This is a genomic window from Maricaulis sp. MIT060901 (assembly GCF_047123815.1).
Lineage (GTDB): Bacteria > Pseudomonadota > Alphaproteobacteria > Caulobacterales > Maricaulaceae > Maricaulis.
On the sequence record NZ_CP138920.1, the window covers coordinates 1,885,778 to 1,906,733 of the forward strand.

A 20,956-nucleotide genomic window follows, 5' to 3' on the forward strand; every position below is an offset into this window, starting at 1 on the left:
CTAGTTGGCCGCAACGATGGCCTCGGCGATCGCATCCGCCTCGCTGGCAAGCGGCCCGGCGATGTCCGCGACATTGGTGACCGTGCAGAAGGATCCGTCACGCTCGCGGTCATAGATCACCGCGTCGGTGGTGATATCGAACACATTGCCCGCAGCCCGGAAAAAGCTGGCTGAAGCCGCTTCAGTACGGGCGACAAGGGCCTGGTCCATTTCCACCAGGTTGAAGGCGTAATTGGCCTGGCGACCATCCAGATTATAGGAAATGTGCACGATGGCGGCGGGGCCGCGCTCGAGCAGGGCCTGGCCATCCAGCAGCTGGGCGGCGCGATCCGTCTCGTGGAAACAGGCCGCCGTCGTCGCCGGAGCTTCCGCGGTGTAGGGACCGGAAGCCGCTACTTCTTCAACCTCGGTCGGGCGAACAGTTTCCTCTGCGCCCGAACACGCGGCGAGTGCAAGCAAAACAGGACTGACGAGCCAGATTTTCATTTCGGTTCACTCCGAATTTTCAGCTTGCGGACCTATAGCGGCTCGCGATTTGCGCGTGAAATGAATGTTTTGTGTCGGGGTTAGTGGCACCCTGAGATGATAATCGTATCAAGATCGTCAAGGGTCGGCAGTTTCGTCACGCCATCCGTGACGACTTGACCTTGCATCATGCCACCGAGGATGAACGCATTTTGCGGGTCAAAGGCGATGATTCCCCGGATGTCCATGATCGCTGGGGCCGTCGGCATCGTTGTCCATCGAGGCGCGCGCCATACGACTGGGCTTGCGTTCGTCCACTCCCGACAAGAGCCCTCAAACGCGTTCCGGAATAGCCCGCCTTGCGCGTCTGCGCGTGGTTCACTTGGCGCCTGATTGTATCCGATGCCATTGAAGTTAAAGGCGTTGTCTGTCCCAGCCCAGAATGAAACGAAATGCGTTTCAAATGTTGTTGCTGCCCCTCGGTAAAACGGGCCGCCGGGCAGCTCACCGACATTGCCCCACTGAATGACCTCGGGGGCATCGACAATGACGCCGGCCCAGCAGTCTGAAATGGCCCGGAAAGACCGACGGGCGCCGTCGGATTCAGGTGGAAACACCGCGGTGCCGCCGCAAACCAGCATCTGCGCCTGAAATCGCGAATCCTGTCCGAGCAGAGCCCCCGCATGCCCGAACACTGGTGCGCCAGGAAAAGGTGTCGCTTCGAACCAGCGATCTTCCTCGACGTCATAGACCTGGACGAGGTCGACATTGTCCGTGTCGTGCCAGCCGCTGACGAGGTAGATGTAGCGATCCTGGTGCACCAGGGCGACAGTGTCATCGACCGGAACCGGGATGTCGGTGATATGGGTGTAGGTCTCGCTGGCCGGGTCGAAACGCCAGACCTCCGGCGTCGAGCGCTCGGAATGATCCTCGGCTACCGTGTAGCCGCCGAAAATATAGATCTGTCCGCGCACGGTCACCGCGACGGATGCGAGGCGGCCAATCCCGTCAGGAAGGCCGTCGATCTCGCGGCACGTCCGGACCGTGAGATTGCAGGCATAGGCATCCGCTGTAACATCGCGCCAGGTCTTGCCTTCGTGCAGGCCGGCAAAGGAATAGGCCATCAACTGACCGTCCAGTTCCACCCCCGCGACGGCGTTGTTGGTGACTGGCTCGGGCAGGCGCGCCCAGGCATCGTCCTGGACGGTCAGGGTGAGGGCAGTGAGGAGGTAGAGGATCACGCTTGCTACTCCGCGGCCGCTTCCAGCTTGGTCTCGAAGAAGATGGAGAGCTCGGCAATCAGCGCCTGTTTGGCGATCGAGACGATTTCCGCGCCCGCTTCCGGCGTTGCCTGAGACGGGTCAGAGGCGATGCGGCCGTCGGGGAAGGTTGCCCGGTAGTCGGCTGCGTCGGTGAAGCGGCCGTTCGGTGCGATTTTCGGGTCCATCTCTACCCGTTTGATGGCGTCGGGATAGGCGTATTGCGTTACCGAGACCTCCGAGGCGGTGGCGTGTGCCCCTTCGCCGACCGGGAAGAGCTTCTTGCAGGTCGCCATGACGCCCGGCAATTCCCACCAGTTCTGCTGCGCCAGCCGGACCGGGCAAGGGGCGTCATCGAGCGAATAGTTCGCGTAGTACTCGGCGAAGGCGGCATTGACCGTGGTGATGTTTCCGCCATGCCCGTTGAAGAAATAGATGCGGTCAAAGCCGTGTCGGACCAGCGAGGCGATCCAGTCATTCATGGCCGCGATCATGGTCGAGGGTCGCAGCGTCATCGAACCCGGAAAGGCCAGGTGATGCTGGGCAATGCCGACATTGAAGGTCGGGCCGACGAGAAAGCCGGATTCCTGGCCGGCTTCATGAGCGATGATTTCGGGACAGATCGCATCCGTTCCCACCAGGCCATTGGGGCCGTGCTGTTCGAATGAGCCGATGGGGATGATGATGCCCTTGCAGCGTTCCAGATAGGCTTCAACTTCCGGCCAGGTGGATGTGTTTAGCAACATGCGGATCTCCTCGTCTGGCGAGGAGAATGACGCCTGTTCGCGGAAGTGCAAGCGGGAAGAAAGGAGGCCGGCGCTTAAGCGCGCCGGCACTCCGCACGGTAGTGATAAGCCGCTCCGAGCGCCAGAAGCGCCGAGAGCAGAAGTATGATTTGCATTGTACGGCCTCCCCGGCCCCCCCGGTACGAATCAGTATCGGGTCGGGAAGAGAATCGCGCTCAAGTCCAAACCAAAGGTAAAATACCCGCGGGGGTGTCACGGGTTCGTGACTGGAAGCGTAAAGTATTTCTGTTGCAAGTATTCGACAGGGAGCAAATGGGGAAATCAATGAAGCCTGTTTATTGGTTGAGTGCGGCAACACTCATGCTGGCAGCCTGCAGTGGGGGAAGCGACCAGGCGGAGGACCAGCAGGTGGTCAGCGATGCGCCCCAGACGCGCTGGGACACGATCATGGAGGCGGTCGACGACGAGCAGAGGCCGGACGAGGACCGCGTGCTCGACGTTAATCGTCATCCGGCGGAGCTTCTGGATTTTGCAGGCGTGCAGCGGGGCTGGGTCGTCGCGGATATCGTCCCGGGTGGAGGCTATTATTCCCGCATCCTGTCGACGGCGGTCGGTGATATGGGGCGTGTTTACTCATTTAATCCCAGCTGGGTTGCCGAGCAATATGGTGACGCCAACGAAGCCATGAATGCCATGGCCCGCCGTCGCGCCAACCTCTCGCATCATGCTGATGATCTGGAGGATTTCGGCACCGGTTTTGACCGTCCACTCGACGCAGTTTTCATGGTGCTCTTCTATCATGACACTGGATATGACGGGACGGACCGCGCGGCGATGAACCAGGCGATTTTCAATGCGTTGGCACCGGGTGGAGTTTTTCTTGTTGTTGATCACCATGCGGTCGAGGGCAGCGGTCTTGATGCGGTCCAGACCCTGCACCGTATCGAATCTGCAGTCGTCATGCAGGAAGTAATGGCGGCCGGCTTCGAGTTTGTTTCCGAGAGCGACATGCTCGCCAACCCGGAAGATCCGCGCGACATTTCGGTCTTCGCGCCAAATATCCGGCGCAATACGGACAGGTTCGTCTATCTTTTCCGCAAGCCGGAATAGGGGCACGAAAAAGGGGCGGCCCGTCGAGCCGCCCCTTTTTTTGATTCTGGTGATGTTCAGGCCTAGGCGGCGTCAAGCGCAGCCTTGAAGGAGTCGAGTTCCTCATCGAGCTTGGAAGCGTTTTCGCTCAGAGCGGAGGACGCGCCCGCGAACTCTTCGGCAGCAGTACTGGCTCGGGATGCCGCCTCGTTTACCTCATCCATGTCGCGCGTGACATTCGCGGTGGCACTGGCAGCCTGTTCGGCAAGCTGGGCGATTTCACGGGTGGCATTGTCCTGTTGGGAGAAAGCATCACGTACGCTGCCGGATGCGGAGCGGATCTCGTCGATGATTTCGGAAATGCGGCCTAGCGCGCTGGCTGCACCACCGGACGCGCCACGCATGGCGTCGATCCGGCCGGCAATGTCGTTAGACGCGCGTGTGGTCTGTTCCGCCAGAGCCTTCACTTCCGAGGCTACAACAGCGAAGCCCTTGCCCGCTTCACCGGCGCGAGCCGCCTCAATGGTCGCGTTGAGCGCGAGCAGATTGGTCTGTTCAGCGACTCCGGCGACCATTTCCATGATCTCCTCGATCTCGCGTGCGGCAGACTGAAGCTCGTCGATGGAGCGACCGGCGCCTTCTGCCTCGGTGACCGCCCGCTCGGAGACTTCGTCCGAGTTTTCAAGGATGCGTGCCACCTCGGCGATGGAGGCGGAGAGTTCCTGTGCGGCAGCCGCTACGGACTGGACGTCGGAATTGGTGTTGGACGCTTGCGTGGACGCGCTTTCCGCGCCGGAACGTGTTGCGCGCGCGTCGCCATTGAGTTGGTCCGCGAGGCCGGCGACCTGGGAGGACGCACCGGAAACGGAGGTCACCACGACACGCAGGGCCTGCTCGAAATCACCAGCGATCTTGGCGATCGCGGCGCGGCGATTCTCGGCTTCAGCCTGAAGGCTGGTCTGAGCTTCGGTCGCGTCATCAGCTGCGGTCTGGGCTTCCGTCGCCTCACTCATGCTTTCATCAGCATCGGTGAGAGCCTTGGCGGTCTGATAGGTCATCCAGATCAGGGCGCCAGCCTGGCCGACGACAACCACGGCGTGGAAGACAACTCGGCCGAAATCTGCCCCGTCCGGGAAAACCGCCCAGGGAAGGGCAAAGTTCAAGGAGAGGTGGTGGACGGCCGTAACCGCAGATGCTGCGACGATGGCGCGCCAGTCAATCATGATGGCCGTCGCCGAGAGACAAGCGAAAAAGACCATGTGCATGTCAAGCTGCCAGGTGGCACCGCTCATCATGTAAACGAGCACGGCCGGGAAGGCCATGATCGCGGCCGCAGTTGTCGCGCGTGATGCGACTGTGTTTGAAGCGGTGCGCCAGCTCAGGAAGGATATCGCTGCCACTAGGCCAAGGAGGAACGTCCCGGGAATGACGCGGCTCGGCGCCACGAAGAAGGCAATAAGTGGGTAGGCGACAGCCACACCGATCGAGATGAAGGTCAGTGCCTTTTGCGCTTGGGCACGCAGGGTATCGAGACGGGTCATGATGCGGTTCCAGTGAGCTGGGACGGTGGAAGTGCCGAGGCTTCGGCACCGATCAGGCAGCCGCCGAGGACTTGCGGGTCGAGCAGGAGCAAGGCTCCGGCAGCGCGTAGGCTCTCAAGGTCTGCCTGGGAGGAAAATTCGACAATGCCGACATTGGGCAGGGCGCCGAAGCGCACGAGATTTTGTCCGGCCTGTGCTGAGGCGAGGAGAACATCCCGCTCGGACCAGCCGGGTGGGAAAATGGCAGCCACCTGGTCGCCTCGCAGCGGTTCGGCGAGGCCCAGCAGCGGCGTGCACACAACCGCCAAGCCGATCAGTATTAGCGGTGCAAAAGCAGAGATGTTGCCGGTGTTGGTGGTCAAATCGAATCTCGTTTTCAGGTGGCACGATTTGAACGAAACAAGGTTAACCAAGCCTTGCTGGGCTGGAAAGTTCGGTTGTTTGACTTGCGCGGTTGGCGGCCTGTCTAGAGCAGATTCGACGAAATAATGTCGCGAATTCGATGTGAGGATGGTCTGCCGGTCTACGCAGCCAGGTCTTGTGAAAGCATGCCGTAAATCAGTGTGTCGCGAACACCGATATGGGTTTTCCAGGCCCCCCGAAGACGGCCTTCATACTTGAAACCCAGACGCTCTACCAGCTTGATCGAGCCCGCATTGTCCGGGTCGATATCGGCGTAGAGTCGGCGGATTTTTCGCGTGGAAAAGGCGTGGCGCACCAGTGCTTTGCCAGCTTCCAGGGCATAACCCTTGCCCTGCGCCTGCGGACAGAGAATGTAACCGATCTCGGCCTGGCCGGACTTGCGATCCATGAGAATGATCCAGCCCAGGGCCTTAGCTGTATCCGCCTGTTCGGTAATGGCGAAACACTCGATATTCGCGCCGCGCACATTCCAGGTGATGTAGTCGCGCGCCTCGCCCAGCGTGGTGATCGGTGCGCTGGACCAGAAGCGCATGTTTCCGTCATCCGTCAGCGCTGGCAGCAGCGCCTCGGCATCGTGGATCGACATCGGTCGAAGGATCAGACGGGCCGTCGTCAGGATGACAGGGTCGGTCTTTGGCGTGCGGTCCTGCAGGAGGTCATTGGTCAGCTCCAGACGGGTTTCCTCGAAGCGTTCCTCGATGCAGTCCTGCATGCGCTGGAAACACTCCCGCGAGAACCAGTCGGTTTCGTTGAAGCACATCTGCCGTGCCTGTTCCGACGGCCAGCAGGCATAGGACCAGTATGTTCCGTCCTCACCCTTGTGCAGGATCGCGCCGTGCGATCCGCAGAGTTGATGGATCTGGCGCGTGCCTTCTTCCCAGGCCTGACGGAATTCCTCGTCACGGCCGGGCTTGAGTTTCCAGTGATAGAGAACGGCAGAGGTCATGGTGAAGGGTTAGCGTGAGCCGCCGATCCCGTCCATGACCCGCAGGGCGATCAGCCCTGGTCTTCGCCCGCGAGGCGCTGCTTGCGCAGCTCGCTGGCGCGGACTTTCTGGCTTTCCGAGCGCAATTGTCCGCAAGCGGCGAGGATGTCGCGGCCGCGCGGGGTGCGGATAGGGCTGGCATAACCGGCGCGATTTACGACGTCGGCAAAGGCCTCGATCTGGTCCCAGTCAGAACATTCATACGGGCTGTCCGGCCACGGGTTGAACGGGATCAGGTTGATCTTGGCGGGCACGCCCTTGAGCAGTTTCACCAGCTCGCGCGCCTCGGCCAGGCTGTCGTTCACACCCTTGAGCATGACGTATTCAAAGGTCACGCGCTTGGAGTTGTTGAGGCCCGGATACTGGCGGATGGCGTCCATCAACTCGGCCAGCGGGTACTTCTTGTTAAGCGGGACCAGCTCGTCACGCAGATCATCATTGGTCGCGTGCAGCGAGATCGCCAGCATGGTGCCGGTGCGCTCGCCCAGCTCCTTGATCTTGGGCACAACGCCCGATGTCGACACGGTCGTGCGGCGGCGGCCAATGCCCATGCCTTCGCCATCGGAAATGATGTCGATGGAATCCGAGACATTGTCGAGATTGTAGAGCGGCTCACCCATGCCCATGAAGACGATATTGGTGATCTTGCGGTTTTCGTTCGAGGTCGGCCATTCCTGAAGGTCATCGCGCGCGATCATCACCTGGGCGGCGATCTCGGCGGCGGTCAGATTGCGCACCAGCGCCTGGGTGCCGGTGTGGCAGAAGGTGCAGTTGAGCGTACAGCCGACCTGGCTCGACACGCAAAGCGCGCCGGACTTGGCGACGTCGGGAATGAAGACGGTCTCGCATTCCACGCCCGGGGACAGTTCGATCAGGTATTTGCGTGTGCCGTCGACAGAGACCTGGCGCTCGGTGAGCCTGGGCCGGGCCAGCGTGAACTCGGCCGCCATTTTGGCGCGCAGATCCTTGGAGATATTCGTCATATCGTCGAAGGACTGGACGCCGTAATGATAGATCCAGCGCCAAAGCTGCTCCGCGCGCATCTTGGCCTTTTTCTCGTCCACACCGATCTGGATTGCCGCCTCGCGCAATTGCGCGCGCGTCATGCCGGCCAGCGAGGTGGGCAGCGCGGTCTCACCCTCATTGAGGCGAGGGGCGTTCGGGTTGGCGGCGGAAATGTTCAGCGCGTGGTTCATCGAGTGTCGTCTTCGGTTCTGCAGCAGGCCGGGGCGTCTATCACAGAATACGCCGGATTCCTAATCCTGGCGCGACGATCGATAATTTATTGGGTGTCGGCGCCGGGGTAGCACCACCCAAGCTTGCTTGAGGGCGCGCGGTTGGCATAGTGCGATGCGAGATTGCTAATTCAGCGAGGAAATCGCGTGTTCAAGTTCAATTCGATTCCAATTGACAATCGAGACCGCCGTTTTCCTGAACCGGCATTTGGCGGCGTCGTTGAAGCGGTCTGCTCGGATGTTGGGGCGGTGTTCACTCGCGCTATTCGCGAGCGGTCTGGGGAGCAATTCTACGCTTTTGCTTTGATGGCCAGCGAGGATCTGGATCATATGGGAGCGGCCGCGATGACCGAGGAGCAATTTGCTTCCCTTTGGGAGCGGCGAGGGAACTTCATGCGCGCCTTCGGCGGGCCAGCGTACTATCGATGGTCGTGCGTGGAGTGGGAGGATGGAGAAAACCTCGACCGGCCGGGAGAACTTCGGACTAGTTTAGCAGCTATCGAAGAAATGATGCGGTAGATGACATCAGAAAGTGAGCTTGATGAACACGGGAACTCGTTTGGATGGAGTGAATATCGAGACGCGTTCTTCGCGTCGATGATCGCTTCGTTGAAAAAGATGGATGCTGCACGCGTGTTTGCAGATGCAGGAGACCGTGATCGGTTTGTGTTTTTCGCGACCATCACAGATTCAGAGTTCACATCCGCGTTGGAAAAGAAGTCTGTACAGGTTTTGAACCCGCCGGCGGCTCGGAAGTCATGGCAAAGGTGAGGTTTCAGAACACTCGTTTGGGGATGATATCTAGCACAGCGCATCCACGCGCTGCAGGGCTGCCGTCACACCGCGCAGGGAAAACTCATAGGCCGCGGAGACGCCATCGCTCGTGGTGGCCTGGACACGCATGACCGAGCCGCGCCGCATGGAGCGGATGACACGGGGTTCGTCGTCGAGCTGGTCGAGGAAGCCTTCCTGGCCGTCGGTGAACATGGAATAGCGGCTGGAGCCGATGCGCACTTCCGGCGGGCTGGTGGGGCGCAGATCATAGCCGACCAGGATATTCGGCTGTTCTGTCACCGCGCCGTTCTGCCAGCTGGAGACGATGAAATAGACCGCGCCGTGTTCGTGATTGCGTGGCGCGCTGTCGGTCGGACGGCTGAGGGCGTAGCAGACTAGGCCCTGATCGGTCTGACGTGTGAAAACACGCCAGTCGGTATACTCGCCGCGAAATTGCGGATCGGCCTGGGCCAGGGCGGCCGGAGCGAAACAGGTCAGGGAAAGAAGGGCGGCAGCAAGCAGACGGCGCATGGGCAGCGACACTCCGGTTAAATGCAACAGACACGAAACAAGCGCATCGACATGGCCGTTTCAAGGCAGGGTTAACCGGAATTTACCGTCAGGAGATTGCCGGGAAGTTATCGGTGCGAACCGAATTTCTTCCAGCTGTCGGGAGATTTCAGTTCCGGGCCGCCGGGCATCAGCGGGCGTTCCGGATAACCGCCCATCGAGACCGTGCGATCATACAGCGTGACAGCGCAGGCGACTGAGACATTGACGCAGAACTTGGTCGGTATTTTCACGATGTGGGCACAGCGTTCCTGCATCTCTGCGGTCAGGGATCCCCGCTCGCGTCCGAAAACATAGGCCGCGCATTTGGGATGGCGGAAGCTGGGGAGTTCAACGGCATCATCGGTCAATTCAATGCCGACCAGTTGGCAATTGGACGGCAACAGCATGTCATCCAGCCCGTCCCAGCCGTAATAGGGCAGGTGGTCCATGGATTTGGATGTGTCCGCATCATTGATCTCGCGCACCCGGTGGTGGGCATTGACCGAAAAGGCGAAGCTGGCGCCAAAAGCATGGGCGGTGCGCAGGATGGCCCCGAGATTCATCGGTTTGGAAATGCCTTCCGCGCCTACGGCAAAATATCCGCGCATGGAGAAACCCTAGTCGACCGCGACACGAATTTCGCCGGCGGTGTTGACGACCGCGCGTTTCATGCCGGGAGAATTGAAAATATCGACGACCGTGCCGTCACGTCCCACGGCGATGATACCGCCTTCTCCGCCCAGCTTGCCAACAGCATCTACAGTGGCGCGGGTGGCGTCGGTGACACTGGCGCCGCCGAACTCGATACGAGCCGCCAGGTCCTTGGCGGCTGCCAGTCGCATGAAAAACTCGCCCTGGCCGGTACAGGAAATGGCGACCTGGTCATCCGCCCAGGTGCCCGACCCGATGATCGGACAATCGCCTACCCTGCCTTCAAGCTTGTTCAGTGTTCCGCCCGTCGAGGTGGCCGCGGCAAGGCGTCCCTGGCTGTCCAGGGCAACAGCACCGACCGTGCCGGTGGGAAACTCACGATCGTCCGGCTCGGCCGCGGGGACATAATAATCATTCACGCTCTCGACGCGTTCGAACGCGCCCAGGCTGGCGAAGTTTACCGCCCCATTGCCGGCGACCATGACATGCGGTGTCTTTTCCATGACGGCCCGGGCCACCCGGATCGGGCTGACAAAGCCGGTCAGCGTGGCGACGGAACCGGCCGCGCGGCTTTCGCCGTCCATGATGGCAGCATCCAGCTCATAGCTGCCGGCGGCGTTGGGGGAAGAGCCCTTGCCTGCCACGTAAAGTCCGGAGGCTTCCAGATCCTCGACCATAGCAGTCACGACATCGATTGCCCGGCCGCCGGAATGCAGCATGCTGCGACCGCGCTGCGCCAGGGCAGAAAGATGGGCACGCACATCCTTGTAATCATGATCGCCGAGAACGCCGGCGCCGCCATGAATGGCCAGGGCTGTGGGAGAGGTCATGGTCAGGGCTCCTCAAACCGCGAGTGATTTGGCGCCTCTAACATTACGCGCGGGGAAAGCGAACCAAATTTTGCCTGCGACACTTCTCCCCTGCGCCCGCGTGTCGCATATACCCGCTATGAAATTGTGGTTAAATGGTCAGGTCGAAACGCTTTGAGGGCGGTCTTTCCTATCCCGGTGCCTTCCTCAAGCGTAGAGATGCACAGACCTGACCTGGTTTTGCTCACGCTCACGAGCAATACCGGCCATCCGGACAGGCAGTCTTCCCAGTCTGTCTGTCCTCTTCCCGACACGCGCGACCTGGACGCAGGTCGCGCGTTTTCTTTTCGCCGGCGACGCGTTATGTCCCTTGGATAAATTCAACGTCGAGGGGATGAATTCCGATGAAACTTGACTCTTCCATCGCCGCCATCGTGACCGGCGGTGCTTCCGGTTTGGGCGAAGGTACGGCACGCCGCCTGGCGGCCGAGGGCGCGAAAGTCGCTATTTTTGACATGAACGTCGAGCGCGGCGAACAGGTCGCCAGCGAAATCGGTGGTGTGTTCTGTCACGTCAATGTCGCCGACGAGGACAGCGTCAATGCCGGTTTTGAAAAGGCCCGCGCCGCTCACGGCCAGGAACGTGTTTTGGTGAATTGTGCCGGCATTGGTGCAGCGGAAAAGACCGCGCGCCGTTCCGGTTCCACCGGCGAGGTATCGGCACACGATATGGGCCGCTTCACCCGCGTCATCTCGATCAATCTCATCGGTTCCTTCATGTGTGCAGCCAAGGCGGCTGAAGGCATGATGGGCCTGGACCCGCTGGACGGCTCCGGCCGCGGCGTCATCATCCACACCGCATCGGTGGCGGCACAGGACGGCCAGATCGGCCAGGTCGCCTATTCTGCCTCGAAGGGCGGTATCTATGGCATGACCCTGCCGATGGCCCGCGATCTCGCCAAGGAAGGTATTCGTGTGAACACGATCCTGCCGGGCTTCTTTGAAACACCGATCTATCAGCAGATGCCGCCGGAAGTGAAAGTGAACCTCGCTGCGCACCTGCAATTCCCGCAGCGTTTCGGCACGCCGGAAGAATATGCGGACCTGGTGAACTTCATGGTCTCCAGCGACTACATCAATGCCGAGTGTGTCCGTCTGGACGCCGGCGCCCGCATGCCTCCGAAATAGGGCTCGGCGGTAAGCAACAAAGCAAATCTGTTATGCAAAAACGGTGACCTCAAGGTCGCCGTTTTTCTTATTAAAAGCAATTAATTAACCCGTTTTTATTTGTTGCAAATATGTCGCATAATCAAACAAAAAAGCTGAAGGAACCCTGTTTTGCGAAGATGTCGCAGGTATAGCGCAGTTGATAATCATTCCTAAATATGATGCATTTGAAAATCATTCTTAAAAGCTTTTACCGGCGCAGATATCTATTGAGTGGGACCACACAAATGAAACTTCGAGTCACGAACTTACTTACCGCTAGCGCGATTGCTCTCAGTGTCGCCGCTCCGGCTGCATTCGCCCAGGATTCGGGTGGAGTTGCTGATCAGATCGTCGTTACCGGCACATACCTGTATACTGACCAGGTCAATGCGCTGCGCACGCCGACTCCAATTGTCGACGTTCCGCAGAGCTTGACGATTGTTACCGCGGATCAATTCCACCAGCAGGGCTTTGATAGCGTTGGTGACATTATCAATTACATCCCGGGCGTCTCCAATTCCCAAGGTGAAGGTCATCGTGATGCCGTGGTGTTCCGCGGTGTTCGGTCCACAGCCGACTTCTTCATCGACGGTGTTCGTGACGATGTCCAGTACTATCGCCCGCTCTATAATATCGAACAGGTAGAGATCCTGCGTGGTCCAAATGCGCTATTGTTTGGTCGCGGGGGTACTGGCGGCATTTTGAATCGTGTCACGAAAAAGGGTGTTCTCGGTGAGGATTTCACCGGCTACCGCGCGTCTGTTGATACGTTTGGTGCGTTCGGTGTGGAGCTGGACACGAATTTGTCCACGAGCGACAGCTCCGCAATTCGCCTCAACGCGATGTACGACAGTCTCAACAATCACCGAGATTTTTATGATGGCGAGCAGATCGGTCTAAACCCGACAGCTCATTTCGAGTTGTCTTCAGCAACGACGTTGGATCTCTCCTATGAGTTCATCGACCACGAACGTTTCATCGATCGTGGTATTCCGACCGGCACCAACGGCGAACCTGTCGAGGCGTTCCAGGACATCGTATTCGGTGATCCGGAACTTAATACGACTGAGCTCCAGGCGCATATTTTCCGCGCGACACTCCAGCACCGTTTCTCTGACACGCTCAAGGGCCGTGTCAGCGCGTTTTACGGTGACTACGACAAGATGTACCAGAATCTCTATGCATCTGGCTACGACCCGGCCAATTCGCCGAATGTCGTTACCCTGGACGGCTACCTCGATACGACCCAGCGTCAGAACTTGATTCTGTCGGGTGATCTGATTGGTGAGTTCCAGATGGGTGGTCTGCGTCATACCGTCGTTGCGGGCGTTGAATACATCGACACCGTGAACAACAACGATCGCTACAACACCTTCTTCGACCAAACTTCAGACGACAATGAGAGCTTCATCATTGAGCGTCCGTTGAACATCCGCGGTGGCGTTGGCGTCAATGCAAGCGGCGATCCGACCAGCAATGATTTCACCGTTTCGATTAATGACGACACCGAAGCAGACGTATCCGTATTCTCGGTCTATCTTCAAGATGAGATCGAGATCTCCGAAAAACTAGACATCATTATCGGTGCTCGTTTCGACAGCTTCGACATCGACGTCTACAACGTCGTTGCAGACGAAAGCCGTTCGCGTACCGACGAGGAAATCTCTCCGCGTTTCGGCGTCGTCTATAAGCCGATGGAAAACGTCTCTCTGTACGGCAGCTATTCCGAGAGTTTCCTGCCCCGTAGTGGCGAGCAGTTCGCCAATATCAACGGCAGCAATAACGCTCTCGACCCGAACACATACACGAACGTGGAAGCAGGCGTTAAATGGGATTTCTCCTCAAATCTCAGCTTCACTGCTGCGGTGTTTGAGATCGAGCAGAGTTCTCCGCAGGTTGCCGACAATGATCCGTCCACGCTTGACGTGATAGACTCCGAGACGACGGGCTTTGAAGCTCAGTTGCAGGGTCAGCTTACCGACCAGTGGTTCGTGTCCGCTGGCTACAGCCGACTAAATGGTGAAATCGTCAATCGCAATGGAGCAACGGGCCTGCGTCCGCGGGAGTTGCCCGAAAACATGTTCTCGATCTGGTCCGGCTTTCAGCTCAACGACCAGTTCGGCTTTGGCGCTGGATTGACCTATCAGGATGAGAGTTTCATCAACAATTCGAACTCGGCGGTTCTGCCGGCATTTACACGTGTAGACGCCGCTGTTTTCTACGACGTGTCGGATAATTTCCGCGTGCAGTTGAACGTCGAGAACTTGACAGATGAGCTCTATTTCCCGAACTCGCACAGCACGCACCAGGCAACTGTTGGGGCTCCGCTGAACGCACGCCTCACGATTAGCGGTCAGTTCTGATTTTGGAAGTTGGTTCGTTACGAGCTGAAAAATGAGGAAGCCGGGGCGGCGCGCCCCGGCTTTTTCGATTCAGGAACGGGCTTGAAGACTATTCGACTTCCGGCCTGACAATGTCATCGCCCAGATTGGCCATGACATCGCGGGCATCGAAGGCGCGCGGATGGTCGGGTTTGTCGCCGTGGCCGAGAACGATTTCTGCACTGGCCTCGTATCGAGTGCTTTCACGCGGCGGGATGTCATCCCAGAAGGGGTCATACATGCCTCGCCAGCCCCATCGGGGGTGGAAATAGGCATAATGAACGCCGAATGCGTCGTAGCGGCGACGTCGATCTCGGTAGCGAGTCTCGGAATCAACCGCTCGCTCGACCAATTGAAAATAATCATAGCCGTTCTCAACCGTGAGCTCCGCGCTGCGATAGAGCAGATATAGTTCAACCGTGTCGCGGTCCGTCAGGGCATTGCCGCCAAAGGAGACGCGGAACCGGTTCTGTTCGATGCGGGTTTCTTCGAACCCCCAGCGTTCGCCCGTCGCGGACTGATAGGGCGTTGGAACTGCCGCACAGGCGCCAAGAGTAGCCGCTGCTGCCAGCGTCAGGAGAAAGCGTTTCATTGGAAACTCCACCAGTCTTCGTCCTCGCAAATCAAAGTATGACCCGAGTTGCGCGCGAGGAAAGGAGAAATTCCAAAAAAAGAGTGCTTCCCATCGCCGCGAGGGCCTAGTTTAACCGAAGCTCGATGTCCGCGCTGGACCATTCCGCCGGGCCAATCAGGCCGCGATGAGCGATGCGTACCGTATGGATCACCGCGTGGATCTCCTGTCGCCAGAAACTCAGGAAGCGCAATAGTCGCGGGTAGCGTGGCGCCATGTCATTGGTCTGCCACAGAAAGCTCTGGAGCAGGCTGGGATGGTCCGGCAGGTAATACAGGATCTCCGCCGTCGTGAGCCGTTTTCCGTTCAGCTGGGACGTAAAGTCCCGATCAATCTCCATCATCTTGGCCTCCTTTCGCTAAGCGTGGAGCTCTTCAAGATTATGAGAAATTGCTGAACGGAATCTGACCGGTGCGTTTACCGCAAATCCATTTCCAGGATTGTGGTTGTGGGGCGTTCTTGATCCGGATCGCTGCCGTCCTCCGGGAATAGCGGCCAGGCACCATTGGCTACCAACCAGGCCCGGCCGTCGGCCAGGTCGACCAGCGTCGGCTCGGTGCCCGGACTCATGTCCGGGTGTCCGCGCAGCAGAACCTCGACATTCTCGACAGCCGTGCCCTCGTCATTCAGGTCGATCGCCATCATCTGGTGCGGACGGGCACCGTTGCGTACGGCGACCAGACGCCCGTCGCGTGTGTTGAGCAGGCCGTCGATACCAATCAGCGAGACATCATTCGGACGAACCAGCGTCACGGACTGGTCTCCCAGATCAACGCGCCAGATGCCCATGGAATAGTCCGCCACATAGAGTGCGCCACGGGCCAGCGCGACACCCTGCAGGTTCACAAAACGCGGATCCTCGGCCAGGACTTCCAGCTGCCCGGACACGCTGTCGAGGACATAGACGCGCGGGGCACGGCTGTCAGAGACATATACGATCCCGTCGCGAACGACGAAGTCGGCCATCTGCTGGGCGCCTTCGATTTCATAACGGCGATAAAGATCGCCGGTCATCAGGTCGAAGGCGAACAGCGCGGTGCCTTCTTCCTCGCCCTCTTCCATCGGGGTTTGCGGAACCACACCGGATGCGGCCCACACGAGGCGGGTACGGTCATCCACAGCAACGCCAAACACGGACCAAAGCCCGTCATCACGGTCAGCGAAGACGATCGGTTCATCGCGGGCGAACGGTTCCAGCAGGATGATCTGACGCTGGGCCACGGAGGACAGGAAAAGACGGTCCGTCTCGATGTCCATGGCCACGCCCTCAATCAGCGCATCCGGCAAGTCGACCACGGCAAAACGCTCGGCCTGGCCAGTCGCGGCGGCATTGGCTTCCAGCGAAGCGATGATCGCATCATACCTTGCTGTGTCGGCCTCGCGCAGCATGGCCTCAGCTCGGGAGGGGTCATAGGTCAGACCGGCGGCAACCATCGCATCGAGTGCTTCGAAGGCGTCATTCGCGTTACCCCCCCGGTTTGCGACCGCAAAAAGTCCTCCCAGGGCTGCTGGATGAGCCGGTTTCAGCGCCAGCACCGCTTCCAGCGCGCGCTTTGCGGCTTCCAGATCTCCTTGTCCGAAATAGGATTGCGCCAGGCCGAACAGTTCGGTTGAGACTGTTTGTGGTGTTGGTGCTTCCGTTTCCTGCGCCATGGCCGGTGCCGAAAGACCCAATGAAACCGCAAGGGCAAGAATTTGATTTCGCACAGCTATTACTCCCCGAAAGCGCAACCCCGATTGCGCTTGACGGGGGCAGCTTACCAAATGAGACGCCCTGATCCAAAGCTCCGCATCATGACGATGTTGTCATCGTGTCAGCGTGCCGTCGATGACATAGGCGAGGACGTCTGCGACCTGTTCAGGCTTTGTGCAGGTGGCCAGCGCTGCAGCGTCCACCTCCTTCATCGGATGGGTCAGGCTGTCATCGCGCAGGGTAATGAGGGGCGTGCCGATCGCGGCGGTGTAACCCGCATCGAAAGCGGCATTCCACTGGCGATATTTCTCGCCGAAGCGCACGACGACCACGTCCGCCCGATCCAGCAGGGTGCGGGTCCGGATTGCGTTCAGCTTGGCGCCCTTGTGGTCGCGCCAGAAGGGCTTGTCTTACTCGCCCATGATCACGGCGCCGCAATCATCACTGTCCTCGTGCACCATGACCGGGCCGACAAAGTCGACTGGCAGGTTCATGGTCTTGACGGCGTCGACAATGCGCTCGCGCCAGTCGGTATGGATCTCGCCCGACAGATAGACTGTCCAGATTGCTTCACTCATCCTGTGTCTCCCCCGGAGTTTGTTATCGTCAGGTGGATTTCGCCCTCGTCCTCGACCGGGCCGGTCATGATCACGTGGTTGTCGCTTTCACGCCATTCAATGATCAGCTCCCCGCCATCCGCCATGATAGAGGCCTTGCGTTCAGCGAGGCCGCGGCGGTGTGCAGCGACCAGGGTCGCGCATGCGGCGGTGCCACACGCCGCGGTTATGCCTACACCGCGTTCCCACACGCGAAGCCGGATATGGGCCCGATCATAGATCTGGGCGAAACTGGCATTGACCTTTTCCGGGAAGATCGGATCCAGCTCGACTTCCGGACCCAGCCGGTCGACCGGGAACGTCTCGACATCGCGAATGAAGAAGACAGCGTGCGGATTGCCCATATTCACGGCGCCCGGTCGTTCTATGGCGATACCGTCCGCCTCGAAGCTGACACCCATCTCCACGGTGTCCAACTCCCGGGCAAGCGGGATGTTCTGCCAGCCGAGTCGTGGCTGGCCCATGTCGACGCTGACCTGCATCTCGCCGGCATTGCGGGCAAATAGCAACCCGCCTGCCGTCGCGATTGCGACCGTATCGGCCCCGCTTTCCTGCAACAGAACCCAGCCTGCGGCGCGGGTCCCATTGCCACAGGCGCCGACCTGGTCTCCATCCGCGTTCCAGATGCGCATGAAGGCATCGCCGGTATCGCTGTCCTCCAGCGCCAGCAACTGGTCGAACGCGTGCTGCTGTGCCCATCGGCGCACAGTTTCCGGGCCGATCTCCAGGAAACCGGCCTGGCCCCGGGCATCGATCAGGATGAAGCGGTTGCCCGCGCCGTTCATTTTTCTCGCAATCATGTGCTTCGCATACCGCCGAGGCCGCTTTACGTCCAGCACCGGTCTGGTCTTAACTGCGTCGGGAACTTTTCTAGGGGAGCTCGAGATGTCGAGACGTATCGCGACTTGGTCAGCGGCGATCAGCGCGCTGACGATTGCAGCCTGCAGCCCGTCACAGCCAGGAGACCAGGAAACAGTGGCCAGCGACACTGAAACCGAAAACACCGGGCGCCAGATCGTCCAGATCGATCCCAGCAATGACCCGCGGGTCTGGCTGGAAGAGGTCGAGGGCGAGGATGCCATGGTCTGGGTCGAAGGCCAGAATGAACGCACTTATGAACGCCTCCAGGGTGATGCGCTCTACCAGGAGCTCTTCGATGAGGCGCTCTCGATCTATGAGAGCAATGACCGTATTCCTTACGGCTCTTTTTATGCCGGTTATGTCTGGAATTTCTGGCAGGACGCCGAGAATACGCATGGCCTCTGGCGTCGTACCTCGCTGGAAAGCTATCTCTCTGACAGCCCGGACTGGGATGTAATCCTGGACCTGGATGCCCTGTCCGAAGCGGAAGGCCGTAACTGGGTCTGGCGGGGATCCAACTGCCTGACTCCGGATTATGACCGCTGTATCCTGACGCTGTCGGACGGTGGTTCCGATGCCGCGGTTCGCCGCGAATTCCTGATCTCCGAACGCGCCTTTGTCGAGGACGGTTTCATTACGCCGGAATCCAAGGGCGGTATCGACTGGATCGACGAGAACACGGTGATGATCGGTCTTGCCATCGGTGAGGAAGACAGCACGGATTCCGGTTATGCCAGTGTCGCCTATCGCTGGGAACGGGGCACGCCGTATGAAAGCGCCACCGAGATCATTCGCGGCGATCGCACGGACGTCGCCATGTGGGGCTTCCGCATGGAAGACAGCGACGGCACCGCCTACATGATGATGAGCCAGGCCGTCACCTTCTATGACACGGTGTACTGGCATCTGCCCGATGGCGGCGAGCCGATGCAGATGCCTCTGCCGGCCAAGTCGTCCCTGCGGGCCCTTTACCAGGACCAGCTGGTCTTCACGGTCGAGGAAGACTGGACCCCGGTCGAGGGTGGTACGACTTACGCCCAGGGCTCGGTTCTGTCCTTCTCTATGTCGGAATTCGCGGCCAATGGTGAACTGCCTCAGGTCTTCACCGTCTACATGCCGCGAGAGCGCCAGTCCGTCGGCTCGATCCAGTCGACCCGTTCTGCCCTGCTCATGGCGATCGACGAGAATGTTGTTGGCGGTATCGAGGCGTTCAGCTTCGCGGGTGACGAATGGACCTCCGAATCCGTTCCGGTCCCGGAAAACCTGACCTTGTCGATCAGCTCTGCGGACAGCGGCGAGGATATCTTCTTCTTCAATGCCGAGGGCTTCCTGACGCCGGACACGCTCTACATGGGCAATGTCGCCGACATGACCGTTAACCCGATCAAGTCGATCCCGGAGCGTTTCAATGCCGAGGGCCTGATCGTGGAACAGCTGGAGTCCACGTCTGCGGACGGCACGCGCATCCCGTATTTCGTGGTCCGCCACGAAGATACGGTGATGGATGGGTCCACGCCGACGCTGCTCTATGCCTATGGCGGTTTCGAGGTGTCCATCCGTCCAAGCTATTCCGGCTCCCGCGGGCGTCTGTGGCTGGAGCGCGGCGGCGCCTATGTCGTAGCCAATATCCGCGGTGGTGGCGAGTTCGGCCCGTCCTGGCACCAGGCTGGTCTGAAAATGGATCGCCAGCGTATCTATGACGACCTTATCTCGGTTGCCGAGGACATGCATACGCGTGGCCTTACGAGCCCGCGTCGCACGGCCGTCTATGGCGGATCCAATGGCGGCCTGCTGACCGGTGTCATGTATACCCAGCGTCCGGACCTGTGGAATGCCGTGGTCTCGGCGGTTCCGCTGCTGGACATGCTGCGTTTCCACACCCTGTTGGCCGGGGCGTCCTGGATGGGCGAATACGGCAATCCGGAAGATCCGGATGAGGGCAGTTTCCTGCGCTCGATCTCGCCCTACCACAATGTGGATGCGAACGGCGATTATCCGGAAATCTACATCTACACCTCAACCAAGGATGACCGCGTCCATCCGGGCCATGCCCGCAAGATGGCGCACCTCCTGGAAGAGCTTGGCCATGAGTATCTCTATTACGAGAACACCGAGGGCGGTCATGCCGCCGCAGCGGACCTCTCCGAGTATGCCCGCCGCGACGCTATGCTCTACACCTTCCTGATGCAGAACCTTATGGGTGAAGACGAATAGGAGCCATGTTGCTCCACAGGAAAACCCCCGGCAGCGATGCCGGGGGTTTTTTATTGCCCCTCATCGCCCCTTCGGGGCACTTCTCCCCTCGGGGGAGAAGGATGGTGATGTTGGGTTGTCCCTCTCCCCATGGGGAGAGGTCGAGCGAAGCGAGGGTGAGGGGCGTGAGCGAAGGGAACAAAGAAAACCCCCGGGATTGCTCCCGGGGTTTCATCAAAGACAGGTCAGCGCAGAATTACCGGGCGCCGCTGTATACAAACGCCTCGTCGACCTGGATGTCCTCGGTCTGCTGGCGCCAGAGGATGGAGGCGATTTTCCATTCGCCCTCGATCTTGAACAGGGTGATGAAATTGACCCCGATCAGGAAGACCTCGCCGGTTCGGCCATTGGTGCCTTCATAGGATGAGCGTGCCACGGCGATCTCGCCCCAGATGTCAATATCGGTGCGGGTCGCGGTTTCGTCGAAACCGTTCTCGACCAGCCATTCGCCCGAGCGTTCGATGTAACCTTCAACACCGAACACCATGCCGCGTCCCTGGCCGTCAGGTCCGGCACCAACCGCGCCCATGGATGCGTTTTCGACAAACAGCGAGCGCATGCGATTAAAATCGCGCGCCTCACCGACCGGACCGGAAATGACGTCGTAGAGTGCATTGATGGTGGTCTCGATATCGGAACGATCATCGGCAAAGGCCGGAGCAGCCACTAGGCTGGCCAGCGTTGCTGCAGCAACAGCAAGTGTCTTGAGTATTTTCATGAATCCCCTCCAGAAGATGTGCCTACAGGCTCCACCATCTGGCCGGAGATTGGCAAGTTACGGGT

Annotated in this window: 19 protein-coding genes and 2 pseudogenes; 5 read left to right on the top strand and 16 right to left on the bottom strand. The window is 59.5% G+C overall.

Annotated features, from left to right (window positions below; all coding sequences use genetic code 11):
- The 3 genes from SIC17_RS09350 to SIC17_RS09360 all read right to left on the bottom strand — a co-directional run bounded on the left by SIC17_RS09350 (position 1) and on the right by SIC17_RS09360 (position 2,470).
- Entirely contained in the window at positions 1-486 is a 486-nt protein-coding gene (locus tag SIC17_RS09350; protein ID WP_412545184.1) for a hypothetical protein, read from the bottom strand.
- Positions 487-566: 80 nt separating this feature from the next.
- A complete protein-coding gene (locus SIC17_RS09355) occupies positions 567-1,706 on the bottom strand; it encodes a Kelch repeat-containing protein (RefSeq protein WP_412545185.1) in 1,140 nt (379 codons plus the stop codon).
- 5 nt (positions 1,707-1,711) lie between these two features.
- Positions 1,712-2,470, bottom strand: a complete 759-nt coding sequence (locus SIC17_RS09360; protein WP_412545186.1) for a creatininase family protein — start codon at positions 2,468-2,470, stop codon at positions 1,712-1,714.
- Between the two features lie 324 nt (positions 2,471-2,794).
- Here SIC17_RS09360 and SIC17_RS09365 point away from each other — a divergent pair, with 324 nt between their 5' ends.
- Positions 2,795-3,580, top strand: a complete 786-nt coding sequence (locus tag SIC17_RS09365) for a class I SAM-dependent methyltransferase (RefSeq protein WP_412545187.1) — start codon at positions 2,795-2,797, stop codon at positions 3,578-3,580.
- A 62-nt stretch (positions 3,581-3,642) separates the two neighbouring features.
- Here the strand turns inward: SIC17_RS09365 and SIC17_RS09370 are convergent, their stop codons facing one another.
- The 4 genes from SIC17_RS09370 to rlmN all read right to left on the bottom strand — a co-directional run bounded on the left by SIC17_RS09370 (position 3,643) and on the right by rlmN (position 7,704).
- Entirely contained in the window at positions 3,643-5,100 is a 1,458-nt protein-coding gene (locus SIC17_RS09370; RefSeq protein ID WP_291891216.1) for a methyl-accepting chemotaxis protein, read from the bottom strand.
- Positions 5,097-5,462 carry a hypothetical protein gene (locus SIC17_RS09375; protein ID WP_291891218.1) on the bottom strand — a complete coding sequence of 122 codons (366 nt, stop codon included), beginning with the start codon at positions 5,460-5,462 and terminating at the stop codon, positions 5,097-5,099. Before SIC17_RS09375 ends, SIC17_RS09370 begins: the two co-directional genes overlap by 4 nt.
- 161 nt (positions 5,463-5,623) lie before the next feature.
- Positions 5,624-6,469 carry a GNAT family N-acetyltransferase gene (locus tag SIC17_RS09380; RefSeq protein WP_412545188.1) on the bottom strand — a complete coding sequence of 282 codons (846 nt, stop codon included), beginning with the start codon at positions 6,467-6,469 and terminating at the stop codon, positions 5,624-5,626.
- A 50-nt stretch (positions 6,470-6,519) separates the two neighbouring features.
- Complete coding sequence (rlmN, locus tag SIC17_RS09385; protein WP_412545189.1) at positions 6,520-7,704, bottom strand: 23S rRNA (adenine(2503)-C(2))-methyltransferase RlmN; 1,185 nt, start codon at positions 7,702-7,704, stop codon at positions 6,520-6,522.
- A gap of 345 nt (positions 7,705-8,049) precedes the next feature.
- Between rlmN and SIC17_RS09390 the strand changes: the two are divergent.
- Positions 8,050-8,514: pseudogene (locus SIC17_RS09390) on the top strand (DUF4303 domain-containing protein).
- A 30-nt stretch (positions 8,515-8,544) separates the two neighbouring features.
- On the opposite strand, the gene SIC17_RS09395 reads toward SIC17_RS09390, so the two are convergent.
- The 3 genes from SIC17_RS09395 to SIC17_RS09405 all read right to left on the bottom strand — a co-directional run bounded on the left by SIC17_RS09395 (position 8,545) and on the right by SIC17_RS09405 (position 10,550).
- A complete protein-coding gene (locus tag SIC17_RS09395; RefSeq protein ID WP_412545190.1) occupies positions 8,545-9,048 on the bottom strand; it encodes a hypothetical protein in 504 nt (167 codons plus the stop codon).
- A gap of 107 nt (positions 9,049-9,155) precedes the next feature.
- Positions 9,156-9,677 (bottom strand): TrmH family RNA methyltransferase, encoded by a 522-nt coding sequence (locus SIC17_RS09400; protein ID WP_291891228.1) that lies wholly within the window; start codon positions 9,675-9,677, stop codon positions 9,156-9,158.
- A gap of 9 nt (positions 9,678-9,686) precedes the next feature.
- Positions 9,687-10,550 (bottom strand): isoaspartyl peptidase/L-asparaginase family protein, encoded by an 864-nt coding sequence (locus SIC17_RS09405; RefSeq protein ID WP_291891230.1) that lies wholly within the window; start codon positions 10,548-10,550, stop codon positions 9,687-9,689.
- Between the two features lie 383 nt (positions 10,551-10,933).
- On the opposite strand from SIC17_RS09405, the gene SIC17_RS09410 reads away from it, so the two are divergent.
- Together SIC17_RS09410 and SIC17_RS09415 are read left to right on the top strand one after the other, a co-directional pair.
- Positions 10,934-11,716: an SDR family NAD(P)-dependent oxidoreductase gene (locus tag SIC17_RS09410; RefSeq protein WP_291891231.1), complete on the top strand. Its 783-nt coding sequence runs from the start codon at positions 10,934-10,936 to the stop codon at positions 11,714-11,716.
- Between the two features lie 266 nt (positions 11,717-11,982).
- Positions 11,983-14,100: a TonB-dependent receptor gene (locus SIC17_RS09415; protein WP_412546917.1), complete on the top strand. Its 2,118-nt coding sequence runs from the start codon at positions 11,983-11,985 to the stop codon at positions 14,098-14,100.
- A gap of 88 nt (positions 14,101-14,188) precedes the next feature.
- On the opposite strand, the gene SIC17_RS09420 is transcribed toward SIC17_RS09415, so the two are convergent.
- The 5 genes and pseudogenes from SIC17_RS09420 to dapF form a co-directional block, all read right to left on the bottom strand.
- Positions 14,189-14,710 carry a CC0125/CC1285 family lipoprotein gene (locus tag SIC17_RS09420; protein ID WP_291891236.1) on the bottom strand — a complete coding sequence of 174 codons (522 nt, stop codon included), beginning with the start codon at positions 14,708-14,710 and terminating at the stop codon, positions 14,189-14,191.
- Positions 14,711-14,816: 106 nt separating this feature from the next.
- A complete protein-coding gene (locus tag SIC17_RS09425; protein WP_412545191.1) occupies positions 14,817-15,092 on the bottom strand; it encodes an usg protein in 276 nt (91 codons plus the stop codon).
- Between the two features lie 74 nt (positions 15,093-15,166).
- On the bottom strand, positions 15,167-16,456 hold the full coding sequence (locus tag SIC17_RS09430) for a hypothetical protein (protein WP_412545192.1): 1,290 nt from the start codon (positions 16,454-16,456) through the stop codon (positions 15,167-15,169).
- 99 nt (positions 16,457-16,555) lie between these two features.
- Positions 16,556-17,020, bottom strand: a pseudogene (locus SIC17_RS09435) (YtoQ family protein).
- Positions 17,017-17,859: a diaminopimelate epimerase gene (dapF, locus tag SIC17_RS09440; protein ID WP_291891244.1), complete on the bottom strand. Its 843-nt coding sequence runs from the start codon at positions 17,857-17,859 to the stop codon at positions 17,017-17,019. The pseudogene SIC17_RS09435 and the gene dapF overlap by 4 nt, the downstream one beginning before the upstream one ends.
- Before the next feature lie 85 nt (positions 17,860-17,944).
- Here dapF and SIC17_RS09445 point away from each other — a divergent pair, with 85 nt between their 5' ends.
- A complete protein-coding gene (locus SIC17_RS09445) occupies positions 17,945-20,134 on the top strand; it encodes a prolyl oligopeptidase family serine peptidase (RefSeq protein WP_412545193.1) in 2,190 nt (729 codons plus the stop codon).
- A gap of 235 nt (positions 20,135-20,369) precedes the next feature.
- Here the strand turns inward: SIC17_RS09445 and SIC17_RS09450 are convergent, their stop codons facing one another.
- Positions 20,370-20,891, bottom strand: a complete 522-nt coding sequence (locus tag SIC17_RS09450) for a hypothetical protein (protein WP_412545194.1) — start codon at positions 20,889-20,891, stop codon at positions 20,370-20,372.
- Positions 20,892-20,956 lie beyond the last annotated feature (65 nt).

What these genes read in the sequence shown, in the direction of transcription:
- SIC17_RS09350 (WP_412545184.1), bottom strand. Translation starts at nt 486, where the DNA reads ATGAAAATCTGGCTCGTCAGTCCTGTTTTGCTTGCACTCGCCGCGTGT.
- SIC17_RS09360 (WP_412545186.1), bottom strand. Translation starts at nt 2,470, where the DNA reads ATGTTGCTAAACACATCCACCTGGCCGGAAGTTGAAGCCTATCTGGAA.
- SIC17_RS09365 (WP_412545187.1), top strand. Translation starts at nt 2,795, where the DNA reads ATGAAGCCTGTTTATTGGTTGAGTGCGGCAACACTCATGCTGGCAGCC.
- SIC17_RS09370 (WP_291891216.1), bottom strand. Translation starts at nt 5,100, where the DNA reads ATGACCCGTCTCGATACCCTGCGTGCCCAAGCGCAAAAGGCACTGACC.
- SIC17_RS09380 (WP_412545188.1), bottom strand. Translation starts at nt 6,469, where the DNA reads ATGACCTCTGCCGTTCTCTATCACTGGAAACTCAAGCCCGGCCGTGAC.
- rlmN (WP_412545189.1), bottom strand. Translation starts at nt 7,704, where the DNA reads ATGAACCACGCGCTGAACATTTCCGCCGCCAACCCGAACGCCCCTCGC.
- SIC17_RS09395 (WP_412545190.1), bottom strand. Translation starts at nt 9,048, where the DNA reads ATGCGCCGTCTGCTTGCTGCCGCCCTTCTTTCCCTGACCTGTTTCGCT.
- SIC17_RS09400 (WP_291891228.1), bottom strand. Translation starts at nt 9,677, where the DNA reads ATGCGCGGATATTTTGCCGTAGGCGCGGAAGGCATTTCCAAACCGATG.
- SIC17_RS09405 (WP_291891230.1), bottom strand. Translation starts at nt 10,550, where the DNA reads ATGACCTCTCCCACAGCCCTGGCCATTCATGGCGGCGCCGGCGTTCTC.
- SIC17_RS09410 (WP_291891231.1), top strand. Translation starts at nt 10,934, where the DNA reads ATGAAACTTGACTCTTCCATCGCCGCCATCGTGACCGGCGGTGCTTCC.
- SIC17_RS09415 (WP_412546917.1), top strand. Translation starts at nt 11,983, where the DNA reads ATGAAACTTCGAGTCACGAACTTACTTACCGCTAGCGCGATTGCTCTC.
- SIC17_RS09420 (WP_291891236.1), bottom strand. Translation starts at nt 14,710, where the DNA reads ATGAAACGCTTTCTCCTGACGCTGGCAGCAGCGGCTACTCTTGGCGCC.
- SIC17_RS09425 (WP_412545191.1), bottom strand. Translation starts at nt 15,092, where the DNA reads ATGATGGAGATTGATCGGGACTTTACGTCCCAGCTGAACGGAAAACGG.
- dapF (WP_291891244.1), bottom strand. Translation starts at nt 17,859, where the DNA reads ATGATTGCGAGAAAAATGAACGGCGCGGGCAACCGCTTCATCCTGATC.
- SIC17_RS09445 (WP_412545193.1), top strand. Translation starts at nt 17,945, where the DNA reads ATGTCGAGACGTATCGCGACTTGGTCAGCGGCGATCAGCGCGCTGACG.
- SIC17_RS09450 (WP_412545194.1), bottom strand. Translation starts at nt 20,891, where the DNA reads ATGAAAATACTCAAGACACTTGCTGTTGCTGCAGCAACGCTGGCCAGC.